This window comes from Sediminihabitans luteus, from assembly GCF_002797595.1.
GTDB classification, from domain to species: Bacteria; Actinomycetota; Actinomycetes; order Actinomycetales; family Cellulomonadaceae; genus Paraoerskovia; species Paraoerskovia lutea.
In genome coordinates this window covers 894208-910108 of record NZ_PGFE01000001.1, presented here as the reverse complement: position 1 = coordinate 910108, position 15901 = coordinate 894208, and the positions used below count along the sequence as shown (strand labels likewise).

The window sequence follows — 15901 nt, the reverse complement described above, 5'->3', positions numbered from 1 at the left end:
CCGTCGGCACGCCACCGACGAGGGATCCGATGAGCGCCCCCACGAACGACGCGACCGCCCGCCCCGGTACGCCCCGCCCCGTCCTCGACACGGTCGAGAACGCCGCCGCGACGCCCGAGGAGTCCCAGCCGTTCGCGGAGCTCGGGCTCAAGCCCGACGAGTACCAGCGGATCAAGGACATCCTGGACCGCCGTCCCACGGCCGCCGAGCTCGCGATGTACTCGGTCATGTGGTCCGAGCACTGCTCGTACAAGTCGTCGAAGAACCACCTGCGCAAGTTCGGCGACAAGGTGACCGACGAGATGAAGAAGCACCTCCTCGTCGGGATCGGCGAGAACGCGGGCGTCGTCGACATCGGTGACGGCTGGGCCGTGACGTTCAAGGTCGAGTCGCACAACCACCCGAGCTACGTCGAGCCCTACCAGGGTGCCGCGACGGGCGTCGGCGGGATCGTGCGCGACATCATCTCGATGGGCGCGCGCCCCGTGGCCGTCATGGACCAGCTGCGCTTCGGCGCCGTCGACCACCCCGACACCGCGCGCGTCGTGCACGGCGTCGTCTCCGGCGTCGGCGGCTACGGCAACTCGCTCGGCCTGCCCAACATCGGCGGCGAGCTCGTGTTCGACTCGTCGTACCAGGGCAACCCGCTCGTCAACGCGCTCTGCCTCGGCGTGCTGCGGCACGAGGACATCCACCTCGCCAACGCCTCGGGCACGGGCAACAAGGTCATCCTGTTCGGCGCCCGCACGGGCGGCGACGGCATCGGTGGCGCGTCGATCCTCGCGTCCGAGACGTTCGAGGACGGCGTGCCCGCCAAGCGCCCGAGCGTGCAGGTCGGCGACCCGTTCATGGAGAAGGTGCTCATCGAGTGCTGCCTCGAGCTGTACGCGGCGAAGGTCGTCGAGGGCATCCAGGACCTCGGTGCGGCCGGCATCTCGTGCGCGACGTCCGAGCTCGCGTCCAACGGCGACGGCGGCATGCACGTCGACCTCGACGACGTGCTGCTGCGCGACCCGTCGCTCAACGCGGGCGAGATCCTCATGTCGGAGTCGCAGGAGCGCATGATGGCGGTCGTGCGGCCCGAGAAGCTCGAGGAGTTCCTCGCGATCACGGGCAAGTGGGACGTCGAGACGTCCGTCATCGGCGAGGTCAACGGCACGGGCCGCCTCACGATCGACCACCACGGCCAGCGCATCGTCGACGTCGACCCGAAGACCGTCGCGCACGAGGGCCCGGTCTACGACCGCCCGTACGCGCGCCCGGCCTGGATGGACGCGCTCAACGCCGACACCGCCGACTCCCTCGCCCGCCCGGAGAGTGGCGACGAGCTGCGTGCGACCGCGCTGCGCCTGCTCTCCTCGCCCAACCTCGCGAGCAAGGAGTGGGTGACCAACCAGTACGACCGGTTCGTGCAGGGCAACACCGCGCTCGCGCAGCCCGACGACGGCGGCGTCGTGCGCGTCGACGAGACCACGGGCCTCGGCGTCGCGCTCGCGACCGACGCGAACGGCCGCTACGCCAAGCTCGACCCGCGCACGGGCGCCCAGCTCGCGCTCGCCGAGGCGTTCCGCAACGTCGCCGCGACGGGCGCGCGCCCGCTCGCCGTGACCGACTGCCTCAACTTCGGCTCGCCCGAGGACCCGGACTCGATGTGGCAGCTCGTCGAGGCCATCGAGGGCCTCGCGGACGGCTGCATGGAGCTCGCGGTGCCCGTGACCGGCGGCAACGTGTCGCTCTACAACGGCACGGGCGAGCCCGGGCAGATCGACTCCTCGATCCACCCGACCCCGGTCGTCGGCGTCCTCGGGGTGCTCGACGACGTCGCGCAGGCCACGACGTCGGGCTTCCGCGAGGCCGGCGAGGTCGTCGTGCTGCTCGGTGCGACGCGCGCCGAGCTCGACGGCTCGGCCTGGGCCGACGTCGTGCACGGCCACCTGGGCGGGCTCCCGCCGCGCCTCGACCTCGCGGCCGAGAAGGCGCTCGCCGACGTGCTCGTGACCGCGAGCCGCGACCACATCGTGACGGCGGCGCACGACCTCTCGGAGGGTGGCCTCGCGCAGGCGCTGCTCGAGTCGTCGCTGCGGTTCGGCACGGGCGCGAGCGTCTCGCTCGACGCGCTGTGCGAGCGCGACGGCGTGACGCCGTTCGAGGCGCTGTTCTCGGAGTCGACCGCACGCGCGATCGTCACGGTGCCGCGCTCCGAGGCGCAGAAGCTCGTCGACGCGTGCGTCGCGCGCGGCGTGCCCTACGTCAAGCTCGGCGAGACGGGACGCACGGTCGAGGTCGACGGCGAGGACGTCGAGGCGCTCGAGGTCGTCGGGCAGTTCAGCCTCCCGCTCGCCGAGGCCGACGCCGCGTTCCGGGCCACGCTGCCCGCGATCTTCGGCTGACCCCGATCGTCAGCCGCAGGGCGCCGTCCTCCGGGACGGCGCCCTGTGGTCGTCCTGGCCTCGGCTGACTAGGCTGGGAGGGACGTGACGGCGTCCCGGACGCGGGGGTCCGGGACCGGTGCCGAGGCGGCGCCCGAGGCGCACGTCGTGGGGACGTGGCTGATGACCGGGTGGATGACGACGTGGTTGGCGGGCTGGTGGCCCGTCTTGGCGAGCGCTGCGGTGATGGTGGTCGTTCTCGTCCACGCCGTCCTGTCACGCGCCCGTGTCGAGCCCGTGCTCGGGCCCGACCCGCTCGTGGCGCTCCGCGTGCAGGTCCGCCTGTCGGAGCTCGCGGCCGAGCTGCGCCGCATCGAGGCCGATCCGGACCTCTACGGCCGTGTGCACCACTACCGCGCGGTGCGCGGCGCGTACGACGGCCTGCTGCGCGAGGCCTGCGCGCTGGCAGGCCTCTCGCTCGACGCCCCCGCGCTGCAGGCGGGGATGCTCGACGACCCCGACGAACGCATGCGCGAGGAGCTCGAGCTGAGCGCCCGCGGCTGGTCCTGGTAGCAGGGCCGCCCGCCGCGACGTTCTAGGATCACCCGGTCGGACGAACCGGGGAGGACACCATGGGCGCACGCGTGCTCGAGATCGCTGTGCAGGACGTCGAGGGCGTGCGCGTCGCCGCGCGCGTGGGCGCGGCCCGGGTCGAGCTCTGCTCGGCGCTCGGTGCGACCGGTGGCCTGACGCCGAGCGCGGGCCTGCTGCGCGCGGTGCTCGCCGCCGCCGGCGAGGTCGAGGTGCACCCGCTCGTGCGGCCGCGACCGGGCGGGTTCGTGTACTCGGCCGACGAGCTCGACGTGCAGGTGCGCGACGTGCGCGACGCGGTCGCCGCGGGCGCGCACGGCGTGGTCGTGGGCGTCCTGCGCGCCGACGGCACGGTCGACGAGGACGCGCTGGGCCTGCTCGTCGAGGCCGCGCAGGGTCGCGAGGTGACGTTCCACCGCGCGTTCGACGTGGTCGACGACGTCGCCGCCGCCCTCGACGTGCTCGCACGCCTCGGCGTCGCGCGCGTGCTCACCTCGGGCGGCGCGGCGACCGCGCCGCAGGGCCTCGACCGCCTCGCCGCGACCGTCGCCCGAGCGGCGGGGCGCGTGCAGGTCATGGCCGGTGGCGGCGTCCGACCGGACGACGTCGCGGCGCTCGTCGCGACGGGCGTCGACGCGGTCCACCTCTCGGCCAAGGCCGTGGTGTCGGACGCCGGCGGGCCGGGTGGCGGGGGTGACGCGGGTTTCGAGGTCACGGACGAGACCGTCGCGGCGGCTGCCGCGGAGGCGCTCGCGCACGCCTGACCGGCCCGTTCTGCCGGGGATCCCGGGGGTTCCGGGCGGTCCGTCCCGATGGGAGCGTTGCCGTCGAGTTTCAGTTAGGTAACTTTCCTGATGAATCTGGCTGTGATGTGGATCAATTCGTTAGTGTTCCTGCACGACGCCCCGCAGGGGGGTGGACGCACGAAGATGTGCGGCGCGAAGCGCCGACCATCGACCTTCTTCGAGAGGACCGATGATGATCCGAAGCACGGGGCGCAAGCGCCTCCTTGCCGTGACCTCCCTGGTTGCCGGCGTGACCCTCCTGGCAGCCGGCTGCGGTGGCGGGGACGACGAGGGCAGCGGCGACGGGACCAAGTCCCCGGCCGCCGCCGAGGGCACCGACACCGATCGCACGCTCATCGTCTGGGCTGGTGCTGAGCCGCCCATCACGGCGAACTTCAACCCCTTCTCGCCCACGCTGCTCGCCGGGACGAACGGCGTCATCTACGAGACGCTCTTCTACTACAACAAGACGTCGGCCGAGGCGCCGCGCCCGATGCTGGGTGAGTCGTTCGAGTGGAACGAGGACGGCACGGAGCTCACGATCAAGCTCCGTGAGGGCGTCAAGTGGAACGACGGTGAGGACTTCACCGCGGACGACGTCGTCTTCTCGCTGACGAACAAGTTCACCACGCGTGCGTACATCACGGGTGCCGAGGCGGTCGACCCGCTGACGGTCAAGGTCTCGTTCGACGGACCCGAGTTCACGAACGAATTCTCGGTGCTCGGCACGACGCTCATGGTCCCCGAGCACGTCTGGGCCGAGAAGGAGGCCGATGTCGAGGCCGCCCTCACGTGGACGAACGAGGACGCCCCTGTCGGCACCGGCCCCTACACGGTCGGCGAGACCTCGGCCGACTCGTACACGTTCGAGGCGAACCCGGACTACTGGGGCGGCAAGCCCAAGGTCGCGCAGGCCCGCTACATCGGCGTCGCAGGCAACCAGTCCGCCCAGGACATGCTCACGACCGGCCAGATCGACTGGACCGGCATGTTCATCCCTGACCCGGACTCGATCGTCAGCTCCTCGGGCGACGCCGTGGGCTACGTCAACACCCCGCAGGACCCGACCGCCATCTACACCTGCGCGAACGTGGACCTCGGGTGCGAGGGCCCGCAGACCGACGTGGCCGTCCGCCAGGCGCTCAACGTCGCGATCGACCGCACCGAGATCAACAACAAGGCGTTCGTGGACCTCGCGGCACCGGTCTCGCCGACCTTCGCGCTGCTCGGCCGTGACGACAAGTGGATCGCCGACGGCATGCCCAAGGAGAGCCCCCAGACCGCGAACGCGGAGGAGGCCATGAAGATCCTCGAGGACGCCGGCTACACCAAGGGTGCGGACGGCATCTACGAGAAGGACGGCCAGAAGGTCGAGATGACCCTCACGTCGCCCGCGACGTGGACGGACTACAACAGCACCAACAAGCTCGTCGCCGCGCAGGCGCTCAAGGCCGGGATCAAGATCGACGTGACCGAGCCGACCCAGCAGGAGTGGGGCGACGCGCGCTTCTCGGGCAACTTCCAGCTCACGCTCGGCGGCATCGTCGGCACGTCCGTGCCCGACCCGTTCCAGATCTACAAGGACTGGTTCACGACCGACGCGACGATCAAGGTCGGCGAGACGCTCGAGCCGGGTGACTGGAACTTCACGCGCTACAGCAACCCCGCGGTCGACGAGGCCGTCAATGCTGCCGCGGCGACGAACGACGAGGCCGCGAAGAAGGACGCCTACGCCAAGGTGCAGGCCGAGATCACCGAGGACCTGCCGTACATCCCGGTCGTCGTCAACGCGACCGAGACCTTCTGGAACGCGAAGGACTACACGGGCTGGCCGACCGAGGACAACCTGTACGCCTTCCCGCCGGCGTGGGGCGCGGGCGCCTCTGGCCTCATCCTGAGCCAGCTCGGCGGCACCGAGTGATCGTCCGCCGGAGAGGCGCTGAGACGGTGAAGAACTGTGTGGCGCAGAGCGCGCCGCAGACTGGGGCAGAACGGTGAAGTACTACACACGACGCATCGTCTTCTACGTGTTGACGTTGTGGGTCGCGATCTCCTTGAACTTCCTCCTCCCGAGGTTGTCTCCCGGAGACCCGGCCCAGATCATGATCGACAAGATGAGTCGTGGCGGCGAAGTCACCCCGGAACAGATCGCAACCATCCAGCGCCTCTTCGGCGGCGACTCGGACCAGTCCCTCTGGGACGCGTACGTGCAGTACCTCAACCAGGTGATCCACTGGGACCTGGGAACGTCGGTCACGAAGTTTCCGGCCCCGGTCACCGAGCTCATCTCCCAGGCGCTCCCGTGGACGATCGGGCTGGTCGGTCTCGCGACCGTCATCTCGTTCCTCGTGGGCGTCGGCGCCGGCGCCATCATCGGATGGCGCCGGGGCACCTGGGTCGACCACATCGTGCCGTCGACCACCCTCATCCAGTCGCTGCCGTACTTCTGGCTCGCGCTGCTGCTGATCTACCTGCTCGCGGTGCAGAACCCCGTGTTCCCGGTCGGCAACGGCTACGACATCCGAGAGTTCGGCGGACCCGAGTGGAGCTGGGCGTTCGTGGGTGACGTGATCTACCACGGCACCCTCCCGGCGCTGACGATCGTCATCAGCTCGGTCGGGGGATGGCTGCTCGGCATGCGCAACATGATGGTCTCGACGATGTCCGAGGACTACATCGTCACGGCCGAGGCCAAGGGGCTGCGCAAGTCGCGGATCCTCATGACCTACGCGACTCGCAACGCGGCACTGCCCTCGATCTCCGGCTTCGGCATCACGCTCGCGTTCGTCGTCGCCGGGTCGATCGTCATGGAGCAGGTGTTCAGCTACCCCGGCCTCGGCAAGCTCATGATCACGGCGGTGCGTGGCAACGACTACGCCCTCATGCAGGGCCTCTTCCTGGTGATCACGCTCACCGTGCTCGCGGCGAACTTCATCATGGACATCGTCTATGGCTTCATCGACCCGAGGACCCGATCCAATGCCTGAGGACATCCGAACCGAACTGACCGTTCCCGAGACGGCCGCGAGCGGCGACACCGTCCCCGAGGTGCCCACGGCGAGCGCACGCGAGGCGGTCGGCGTGGCGCGCACCGTCGAGGTCGCGTCCAGCCCTTCGCCGACCTCGCCGACACCGCCGCGCGCGGTCCCGCGATTCGCCCTCCCGCGGTTCTCGGGCAAGCTCGTCGTGGGCCTCGTCCTGGTGATCGGCGTGGTCCTGCTCGGGCTCGTCGGCCCCTTCTTCACGCAGGACCCGGCGAACACCGAGAACCCCGCGATGCTCCCTCCGGGAGGCGACCACCTGCTGGGCACCACGGCCCTCGGCTACGACGTGCTCGCGCAGCTCGCGATCGGCACGCGCGCCTCGCTCTGGGTCGGGCTCCTCGCAGGCTCCATCGCGGTCGTGCTCTCCCTCGTCTTCGGCATCGTCGCGGGGTACCGGGCCGGGATGACCGACGAGGTCCTCTCGTTCGTCACCAACGTCATGCTCGTGATCCCTGGTCTGCCCCTCGTCATCGTCATCTCGGCGTTCCTCGAGGTGCGCAGCATGCTCGTCGTGGCGGTCGTCCTCGGTCTCACGAGCTGGTCCGGCTCAGCAGTGATCCTGCGCATGCAGGCGAAGTCCCTGCGGAACCGTGACTACGTCTCCGCCGCCCGTGTCGCGGGTGAGAAGGCTCCCCGGATCATCGCGGTCGAGATCCTGCCCAACCTCCTGCCCCTCCTGACCGCGCAGTTCCTGTTCGGCGTGATCCTCGCGATCCTCGCCGAGGCGGGGCTCTCGTACCTCGGCCTCGGCCCGTCCGGGTCGGTCACGCTCGGCACGATGCTCAACGAGGCACAGGCAGGCTCCGCCCTGTCGCGCGGAGCGTGGTGGTGGTTCATCCCGCCGGGCCTCGTGATCGCCCTGTTCGGCTGCGGGCTCTCGCTCATCAACTTCACCATCGACGAGATCATCAACCCCAAGCTGCGCATCGCACCCGCTGCCCAGCGCAACGTCCGCAAGGCGCGTCGCGAGCGCGACGCGCAGCGCAGCACCGAGGAGGCGGCCGCGTGAGCGCCGAGCTGACCAGCGACCAGACCGTCGGCGTGACGCCGGAGCCGGTGCTGACCGCGAGGAACGTCTCCATCGAGTACGAGGTGGATCCGGTCGTCAAGGCGGTCAAGGACGTCTCCCTGACGCTCAACCGCGGCGAGATCCTGGGTCTCGCCGGCGAGTCCGGCTGCGGCAAGACGACGCTTGCGTACGGCCTGAACCGACTGCTCAAGGCGCCGGCGCTCATGACGTCCGGAGAGATCGTCTTCCACGACAGGAGCGGTGAGGACGTCGACGTCCGGGCGCTCGACGGCGACGGTCTGCGCGCCTTCCGCTGGGACAAGATCTCGATGGTCTTCCAGGGCGCGATGAACTCGCTCAACCCGGTCATCAGCATCCGTGCGCAGCTCCACGACGTCCTGACGACGCACCGCCCCGGCATGAGCAAGGACGAGAAGGAGGCACGAAGCGTCGAGCTGCTCACGCTCGTCGGCGTGGACCCCTCCCGTATCAACAGCTACGCGCACGAGCTCTCCGGCGGTATGCGCCAGCGCGTCATGATCGCGATGGCGCTCGCCCTCGAGCCGCAGATCATGATCATGGACGAGCCCACGACCGCGCTCGACGTGGTGGTCCAGCGCGGCATCATCCGCGAGATCATGCGGCTGCGCGAGCAGTTCAACTTCGCGGTCGTGTTCATCACGCACGACCTGCCGATGCTGCTCGAGATCTCCGACCGCATCGCCGTCATGCTGCAGGGCGAGATCGTCGAGATGGGCACCGCGCAGGAGATCTACCGCAACGCCCAGCACCCCTACACCCGCAAGCTCCTGAGCTCGTTCCCCAGCCTGACCGGGACGCGCGGCGACTTCGTGCGCCGGGGCGACAGCACCGAAGGAGCGGCCTGACCATGGCGACCGACACCACCAGCACGCCACGGCCCGCGGGAGAAGCACCGGGTGCTGCCACGCTCGAGCTCCGGGGGGTTCACAAGGACTTCACGCTGCGGCAGGGCTTCAAGCGGTCGACGCTGCACGCCGTCAAGGACGTGTCCTTCACGCTCGAGCCGGGCAAGACGATCGCCGTCGTGGGCGAGTCGGGCTCGGGCAAGTCGACCGTCGCGCGCATGATCGCGAAGCTCGAGACACCGACGACCGGTGAGATCCTGCTCGACGGCAAGCCGCAGCCCCGCGGCGGTCGAGCGCTCGACCGGTACCGGTCGAACGTCCAGATGGTCTTCCAGGACCCGTTCGCGTCGCTCAACCCGTTCCACACGATCGCCCATCACCTCGAGCGCCCGCTGCGCCTGCACAAGCGGGAGCTCAGCCGCGAGCAGATCGACGCACGGGTGCTCGAGCTGCTCGAGCGCGTGCGGCTGTCGCCCGCCGAGGAGTTCGCCCGGCGCAAGCCGCACGAGCTCTCGGGCGGCCAGCGCCAGCGCGTCGCGATCGCCCGCGCACTCGCCCCGGGTGCGCGGTTCCTGATCGCGGACGAGCCGGTGTCGATGCTCGACGTGTCGATCCGGCTCGGGGTGCTCAACCTGCTCGCCGACCTCCAGCGCGAGGAGAACCTCGGGGTCCTGTACATCACGCACGACCTCGCGACCGCGCGGCACTTCAGCGACGAGATCATCGTGATGTTCCGCGGTGACGTGGTCGAGCGTGGGCCGGCGGACGAGGTGATCCTCAACCCGCAGCACGACTACACCAAGCTGCTCCTGCAGGCCGCGCCGAACCCGGAGAACCTCGGCAAGATGCGCGACGAGGTGCGCGCCGAGCTCGCGGGCCTCGCCGAGGGCGAGACCCTCGACGCCGGGCGCGACAGGTTCGGTACCCGCGGGCTCTGACCCCGCACGAAGCACCACGGGCTCCTCCCGACGACGTCGGGGGGAGCCCGCCGTGCGTCCGGCGTCGGCCCGTGAGCTCGTCGCCCGACGTCGCGCCTGCGCGTGCCGGGCGGTGCCGGGTGCCCCGCGCGGCCCGTACCCTCGTGCCATGCCCGCCCGACGACGCACCGACCCCGCGGTCGGCCGTGCCGCCCTCGCCGCATGGCAGGACGGCGCCCGTGACCGCACGACCGTGACGACCGCGGTCCGGTTCACGCTCGAAGAGCTCGCGGACGTCGCGCCCGGGCACACGGTCGAGGTGCGCGTGCCCCCGGCGGGAGCGACGCAGTGCATCGCCGGGCCGCGACACACGCGCGGCACCCCGCCGAACGTCGTCGAGACGGACCCGACGACGTGGCTCGAGCTCGCCTCCGGCTCCCTGACCTGGGCCGACGCCGTGGGCTCGACGCGGGTCAGCGCGTCGGGCGAGCGGGCCGACCTGCGCGAGGTGCTCCCGCTCCAGGCGGCGCGCCGGCGCTAGGTGCACCGCCCGCAGCGAGGTCGGTCCCGGCCGGCCCGCCTGCATGCCCGCCTGCCGTCCGCGCGTCGCCGCGCGACGTCCGACGGTCCGGGCTAGGTTCGTGCGACCAGCGGCCGAGCGCCGGGGACGCCCTCACCCGGGCGATCTCCGCCACCCGGGAGTTTTCGGGCACGTGACACCGGAGTCATGTGTTGTTCACACCCGGCGTGTTGGCTCGGAGGGCCGCTGCGACCCGTCGCTCACGCGGCGCGAAGGTGCGCCGGAGATCCCGGCTCGACACGGAGGGAAGTCAGCGTGATCAGTCGTCACCAGTTGTTCTCGGGCGGACGGAGGGCAGCGGTGGCGTCATGCGCCGCGCTCGCCCTCGCCGTCCCGACCGCGGGCGCCGCACTCGGCGCCACCCCCGCTCCCGGAGACCCGGACGGCGCGCACGTCGTCATCAGCGAGGCGTACCTCGTCGGCGGTTCCGCGGGGCAGCCCTTCACGAACAAGTTCGTCGAGCTCTACAACCCCACGGGCTCGGCGGTCGACCTCTCCTCGTGGTCCGTGCAGTACAAGTCGTCGAGCGGTGCCAGCTTCTCCGGCATCACGCGCCTGAGCGGGTCCATCCCCGCGGGTGGCCACTACCTCGTGCAGCAGGGGTCGAACGGTGCGGCCGGGGCGGCGCTGCCCACGCCCGACGCCGTGGGCGCGACCTCCCTCGGCGGGTCGAGCGGCGTGGTCGCCCTCGTCGCGTCGCAGACCCTCGTGGCCAACCCGGCCAAGGGGTCGCACACCGCCGACCCGGCGTTCGTCGACCTCCTCGGCTACGGCGCGGCGGACGTCTTCGAGGTCGCTCCCGGCCCGGCGGGCCAGGGCACCGGCACGGTCGGTGCGCTCGAGCGCACGGCCTTCGGCAACGACAACTCGGCCGACTTCACCTTCTCGGCCGAGGTCACCCCGGAGAACTCCGCGGGCGACGGGACCGACCCGGACCCGGAGCCGACGCAGACGGCCACCCCGACGCCCACGCAGACGACGACGCCGGGCGACGTCGTCCCGATCGCCCAGATCCAGGGTTCGGGCGAGCGCAGCCCGCTCGTCGGGCAGACCGTCACGACGCGCGGCGTCGTCACGGCCGCGTACCCCACGGGCGGCCTCAACGGCGTGACGATCCAGACCGAGGGCACGGGTGGCGACCTCGACCTGGCCGAGCACACGGCGTCCGACGCGATCTTCGTGTACTCGTCGGCAGCGGCCGCAGCGCTCGAGATCGGTGACCACGTCGAGGTGACGGGCAAGATCTCCGAGTACGACTCGAAGGAGACCTCGACCTCGCCCGCGAACGGCTCGCTGACGGAGATCTCGCCCGCGGCGGGCGGCTGGACGGTGCTCGCCGAGCCGGCCGAGGCCGTCAAGCCCGCCACGGTCACGTGGCCCGCGTCCGACGCGCAGCGCGAGAGCCTCGAGGAGATGCTGCTCGCGCCGCAGGGCGACTTCACGGTCACCGACAACTACTCGACCAACTACTACGGGTCGATCGGGCTCGCGGCGGGCAGCTCGCCGCTCGTGCAGCCGACCTCGGTCGGTCGGCCGGGTAGCGCCGAGGCGACGGCGGCCGCCGCCGACAACGCGGCCCGCGCGATCGTGCTCGACGACGGCGCGACGACCAACTTCAACTCGACCAAGACGGCTCCGCTGCCGTACCTGACGAAGGACGCACCGGTCCGGGTCGGGGCCGCGGTGACGTTCACGACGCCGGTCGTGCTCGACCAGCGCTACGGGACGTGGAACCTCCAGCCGCTCGCGGCGCTCACGCCCGCGGTCGCGGGCACGGTCCAGCCCGCGACGTTCGAGGACACGCGCGAGGCGCAGCCCGAGGACGTCGGCGGCGACCTGACGGTGGGCACGTTCAACGTGCTCAACTACTTCACGACGACGGGTGACGAGCTCACCGGCTGCACCTCGTACAAGGACCGGTTCGGCAACCCCGTCACGGTCAGCGGCGGGTGCGACGCCCGCGGTGCGTGGGACGCGGAGAACCTCGACCGCCAGGAGACGAAGATCGTCGCGGCGATCTCCGCGCTCGGCGCCGACGTCGTCTCGCTCGAGGAGATCGAGAACTCGGCGGCGTTCGGCAAGGACCGCGACACCGCGCTCGGTGACCTCGTCGACGCGCTGAACGCGGCCGACGGCGCGGGCACCTGGGCCTTCGTGGCCTCGCCCGACGCGCTGCCGAGCAGCGAGGACGTGATCCGGACGGCGTTCGTGTACCGCACGGCCACGGCCGAGCCCGTGGGGGACTCGACGATCCTCGTCGACGACCCCGCGTTCGACAACGCGCGCGAGCCGCTCGCGCAGACGTTCCGTCCCGCGGGCGGCACCGCCGCGCAGGACGTCGTCGTGATCGCGAACCACTTCAAGTCCAAGGGTTCCGGCTCGGGGGCGGACGCCGACCAGGGCGACGGGCAGGGCGCGTCCAACGCGTCGCGCGTGGCCCAGGCGACGGCCCTGACGGCGTTCGCGGACGACGTCGCCGCCGCGGCGGGCACCGAGAAGGTCCTGCTCGTGGGTGACTTCAACTCCTACGCGCAGGAGGACCCGATGGTCGTGCTGCACGAGGCCGGGTACACCGACCTCGGCGCGACCACGGGCAAGGAGACGTACCAGTTCGACGGGATGGTCGGCTCGCTCGACCACGTGCTCGCGTCGCCGGCCGCCACGGCCGCCGTCGCCGGGACCGACGTCTGGAACATCAACTCGGTCGAGCCGATCGCGAACGAGTACTCGCGGTACGACTACAACGTCGTGAACCTCTACGACGAGACGCCGTTCCGCTCGTCCGACCACGACCCGATCCTCGTGGGTCTCGACCTCGCGGCCGACACCACGACCACGATCGACCTGGTCTCGATCAACGACTTCCACGGTCGCATCCAGCCGTACTCGAACGACGGCACGACGAACCCGACGCTCGGGTTCGCGGGCACCGTCGAGGCCCTCAAGGCGCAGAACCCTGACGGGACGGCGTTCGTCTCGGCAGGCGACAACATCGGCGCCTCGCTGTTCGCGTCGTCGCTCCAGCAGGACCAGCCGACGATCGACGTGCTGAACGCTCTCGGGCTGGCGACCTCCGCGGTCGGCAACCACGAGTTCGACCAGGGGTTCTCGGACCTCACGGGTCGGGTCACGGACGCGGCCGACTGGTCGTACCTCGGTGCGAACGTCTACGAGAAGGGCACCACGACCCCGGCCCTGCCGGAGTTCGACGTGATCGACGTGGACGGCGTCCAGGTCGGGTTCGTCGGCGTCGTGACCCAGGAGACCCCGACGCTCGTGACGCCCGCGGGCATCGCGGACCTCGACTTCGGCGACCCGGTCGACGCCCTGAACCGCGTCACCGACGACCTGCTCGACGGTGACGACGCGAACGGCGAGGCGGACGTCGTCGTCGCGCTGGTCCACGAGGGCGCGGGGGCGGGAACGCCGGACGGTGCGTCGATCGACGACGAGGTCGCCGCAGGTGGCGCGTTCGCCGAGCTGGTCGAGGACACCGACCCCCGGGTCGCGGCCTTCTTCACGGGACACACCCACAAGCAGTACGCGTGGGACGCCCCCATCACCGGCACCGACCGCACGCGTCCGGTCGTCCAGACCGGGAGCTACGGCGAGTACGTCGGGCACATCTCGCTCACGGTCGACACCGCGTCGGGCGACGTCGTCGACCACACCGCCGAGAACGTCGCGGCGTCCAAGGCGCCGTGGAGCCAGCTCGTCGCGAGCTACCCGGTGGTCGGCGAGGTCAAGACGATCGTCGACGACGCGCTGGCCGAGGCCGCGGTGATCGGCTCGAAGCCCGTGGGTTCGGTGAGCGCCGACATCACGACGGCGTTCACGGGCGGGAAGTACGTCGACGGCGTCTACCAGGGGCCCGGCCCGGCCGCGAGCACGGGTCGTGACGACCGCATGTCGGAGTCGACGCTCGGCAACCTCGTCGCGAACTCGCTGCGCGAGACGCTCGCCGACCCGGACCGTGGCGGTGCCGACTTCGGCGTCGTCAACCCGGGCGGCCTGCGCAACGAGCTCTTCTACGCCCCTGACGGCACGGTCACGTTCGCCGAGGCGAACGCCGTCCTGCCGTTCGTCAACAACCTGTGGACCGTGACCCTCACGGGCGAGCAGGTCGTCGAGATGCTCGAGCAGCAGTGGCAGACCAACGCGGACGGCACCCGTCCGTCGCGGCCGTACCTCGCGCTCGGGCTCTCGGACAACGTGAGCTACACGGTCGACACGGCCGACGGGACCGCGGCACCGGGCGGTCACGTCACCTCGGTCACGATCGACGGCGAGCCGATCGACCCGGCCGGCGAGTACCGGGTCGCGACGTTCTCGTTCCTCGCGACCGGCGGGGACAACTTCCGGGTCTTCACGCAGGGCACGGACGCGAAGGACTCGGGTCTCGTCGACCGCGACGCGTGGATGGCGTACCTGGGCGACAACCCGGACCTCGCGCCGTCGTTCGCCCGCACCCGCGCCGTCGTCCCGGAGCTCCCGGGCGACGTCGAGGCCGGCGGGACGACGTCGGTCACCGTGTCGTCGCTCGACCTCACCTCGATCGGCAGCCCCGCGAACACCGGGGTCTCCGGGTACCTCGTGGCACGGGACGACGCGTTCGACGCGGACGCCCCGGGCCAGCCCGTCGGCACCGCCCCGGTCACCTCGGGCTCCGCGACGCTCGACGTCACGGTGCCCACCGGCACCGCGGCGGGGGAGTACGACCTGTGGGTCGTGGCGAGCCCGAGCGGGACCACGGTGCGGGTCCCGCTGACCGTGACCGCCCCCGTGGTCGTGGACACCTACCAGCCGGGCACGGTGTACGTGGCCGGTGACGAGGTCGTCTACCAGGGCGTCGTCTACCGCGCGCTGTGGTGGACGCAGGGCACGACGCCCGGCTCGACGTCGTGGGGCGCATGGGTCGAGGTCGGCCCGGCCGACGGCTCGGTGCCCGTGTGCGGCGTCGCGTGGACGTCGAGCATGGTCTACACGGGCGGCGAGGTCGTCTCGCACGACGGCCACCGCTGGTCGGCGAGCTGGTGGACCCGCAACCAGGAGCCCGGCGCCTCGCCGTGGGGCCCGTGGAAGGACCTGGGGGCCTGCCCGACCGCATGACCGTGGCGGCCGGGGGTGGTGCGGAACCACCCCCGGCCGTCCACCGGCGGACGACGCCCGCCCTGCGCCGTCCGCGACCGTGACCGCGGACGGCGCAGGGCCGGGTATCGCCGCAGGGCCGGGTATCGCCGCAGGGCCGGGTATCGTCGTCGCGTGAGCACGACCGATCCCCACGACGAGCCCGAGCGCGACGAGACGGCACCCAGCGACCAGACGGCACCCCGCGACGAGAAGCCGACCGACGAGGTCGAGGCGGACGAGCCCGTCGACGAGGTCGAGATCGAGGACGTCGTCGACCCGACGACCGTGCGCCGGGCGCCCCGCTACAAGGCGTTCTTCCAGGCCGGCACGTACGTCGGGATCGTGCTCGGCGCGACGTTCGCGACGTACCTGCTGCTGCAGGACGAGGCCGAGGGCCTGCTCAAGCCGGGGGTCTACTTCACGGTGATCACGCTGAGCGTGACGACCGTCACCGTGCTCCTCGCGGGTTTCCTCGCAATCCTCGCGGATCGCCGCAGCCTGCGGCGTCGCGGGCGCTGACCCGCGGGACGACGCGTCCCACGGGCTGCCCGCCCCGCTTGCGGTCCTGGCGCGTGTGTGACAATTGAGC

Annotated in this window: 11 protein-coding genes; all 11 read left to right on the top strand. The window is 71.2% G+C overall.

Annotation, left to right across the window (positions count from 1 at the left end; all coding sequences use genetic code 11):
- Window positions 1-29 precede the first annotated feature (29 nt).
- Window positions 30-2390 (top strand): phosphoribosylformylglycinamidine synthase subunit PurL, encoded by a 2361-nt coding sequence (purL, locus tag CLV28_RS04205; RefSeq protein ID WP_100421967.1) that lies wholly within the window; start codon window positions 30-32, stop codon window positions 2388-2390.
- A 174-nt stretch (window positions 2391-2564) separates the two neighbouring features.
- Window positions 2565-2942, top strand: a complete 378-nt coding sequence (locus CLV28_RS04200) for a hypothetical protein (RefSeq protein WP_239073132.1) — start codon at window positions 2565-2567, stop codon at window positions 2940-2942.
- A 59-nt stretch (window positions 2943-3001) separates the two neighbouring features.
- Window positions 3002-3724 carry a copper homeostasis protein CutC gene (locus CLV28_RS04195; protein ID WP_100421966.1) on the top strand — a complete coding sequence of 241 codons (723 nt, stop codon included), beginning with the start codon at window positions 3002-3004 and terminating at the stop codon, window positions 3722-3724.
- Window positions 3725-3938: 214 nt separating this feature from the next.
- Entirely contained in the window at window positions 3939-5666 is a 1728-nt protein-coding gene (locus CLV28_RS04190) for an ABC transporter substrate-binding protein (RefSeq protein ID WP_100422399.1), read from the top strand.
- A gap of 73 nt (window positions 5667-5739) precedes the next feature.
- Entirely contained in the window at window positions 5740-6732 is a 993-nt protein-coding gene (locus tag CLV28_RS04185) for an ABC transporter permease (RefSeq protein ID WP_100421965.1), read from the top strand.
- A complete protein-coding gene (locus tag CLV28_RS04180) occupies window positions 6725-7798 on the top strand; it encodes an ABC transporter permease (RefSeq protein ID WP_203968114.1) in 1074 nt (357 codons plus the stop codon). The genes CLV28_RS04185 and CLV28_RS04180 overlap by 8 nt, the downstream gene beginning before the upstream one ends.
- Before the next feature lie 32 nt (window positions 7799-7830).
- Window positions 7831-8685, top strand: a complete 855-nt coding sequence (locus CLV28_RS04175) for an ABC transporter ATP-binding protein (RefSeq protein ID WP_203968118.1) — start codon at window positions 7831-7833, stop codon at window positions 8683-8685.
- A 2-nt stretch (window positions 8686-8687) separates the two neighbouring features.
- Entirely contained in the window at window positions 8688-9623 is a 936-nt protein-coding gene (locus CLV28_RS04170) for an ABC transporter ATP-binding protein (protein ID WP_100421964.1), read from the top strand.
- A 148-nt stretch (window positions 9624-9771) separates the two neighbouring features.
- Entirely contained in the window at window positions 9772-10143 is a 372-nt protein-coding gene (locus tag CLV28_RS04165) for a sterol carrier family protein (RefSeq protein ID WP_100421963.1), read from the top strand.
- A gap of 339 nt (window positions 10144-10482) precedes the next feature.
- Window positions 10483-15291 carry an ExeM/NucH family extracellular endonuclease gene (locus CLV28_RS04160; RefSeq protein ID WP_239073131.1) on the top strand — a complete coding sequence of 1603 codons (4809 nt, stop codon included), beginning with the start codon at window positions 10483-10485 and terminating at the stop codon, window positions 15289-15291.
- Window positions 15292-15444: 153 nt separating this feature from the next.
- Window positions 15445-15831, top strand: coding sequence for a hypothetical protein (locus CLV28_RS04155; protein WP_100421961.1), 387 nt, complete (start codon window positions 15445-15447; stop codon window positions 15829-15831).
- Window positions 15832-15901 lie beyond the last annotated feature (70 nt).

Excerpts from the sequence above, each read along its gene's own strand:
- purL (WP_100421967.1), top strand. The coding sequence starts at position 30 with ATGAGCGCCCCCACGAACGACGCGACCGCCCGCCCCGGTACGCCCCGC.
- CLV28_RS04200 (WP_239073132.1), top strand. The coding sequence starts at position 2,565 with ATGACGACGTGGTTGGCGGGCTGGTGGCCCGTCTTGGCGAGCGCTGCG.
- CLV28_RS04195 (WP_100421966.1), top strand. The coding sequence starts at position 3,002 with ATGGGCGCACGCGTGCTCGAGATCGCTGTGCAGGACGTCGAGGGCGTG.
- CLV28_RS04190 (WP_100422399.1), top strand. The coding sequence starts at position 3,939 with ATGATCCGAAGCACGGGGCGCAAGCGCCTCCTTGCCGTGACCTCCCTG.
- CLV28_RS04180 (WP_203968114.1), top strand. The coding sequence starts at position 6,725 with ATGCCTGAGGACATCCGAACCGAACTGACCGTTCCCGAGACGGCCGCG.
- CLV28_RS04170 (WP_100421964.1), top strand. The coding sequence starts at position 8,688 with ATGGCGACCGACACCACCAGCACGCCACGGCCCGCGGGAGAAGCACCG.
- CLV28_RS04165 (WP_100421963.1), top strand. The coding sequence starts at position 9,772 with ATGCCCGCCCGACGACGCACCGACCCCGCGGTCGGCCGTGCCGCCCTC.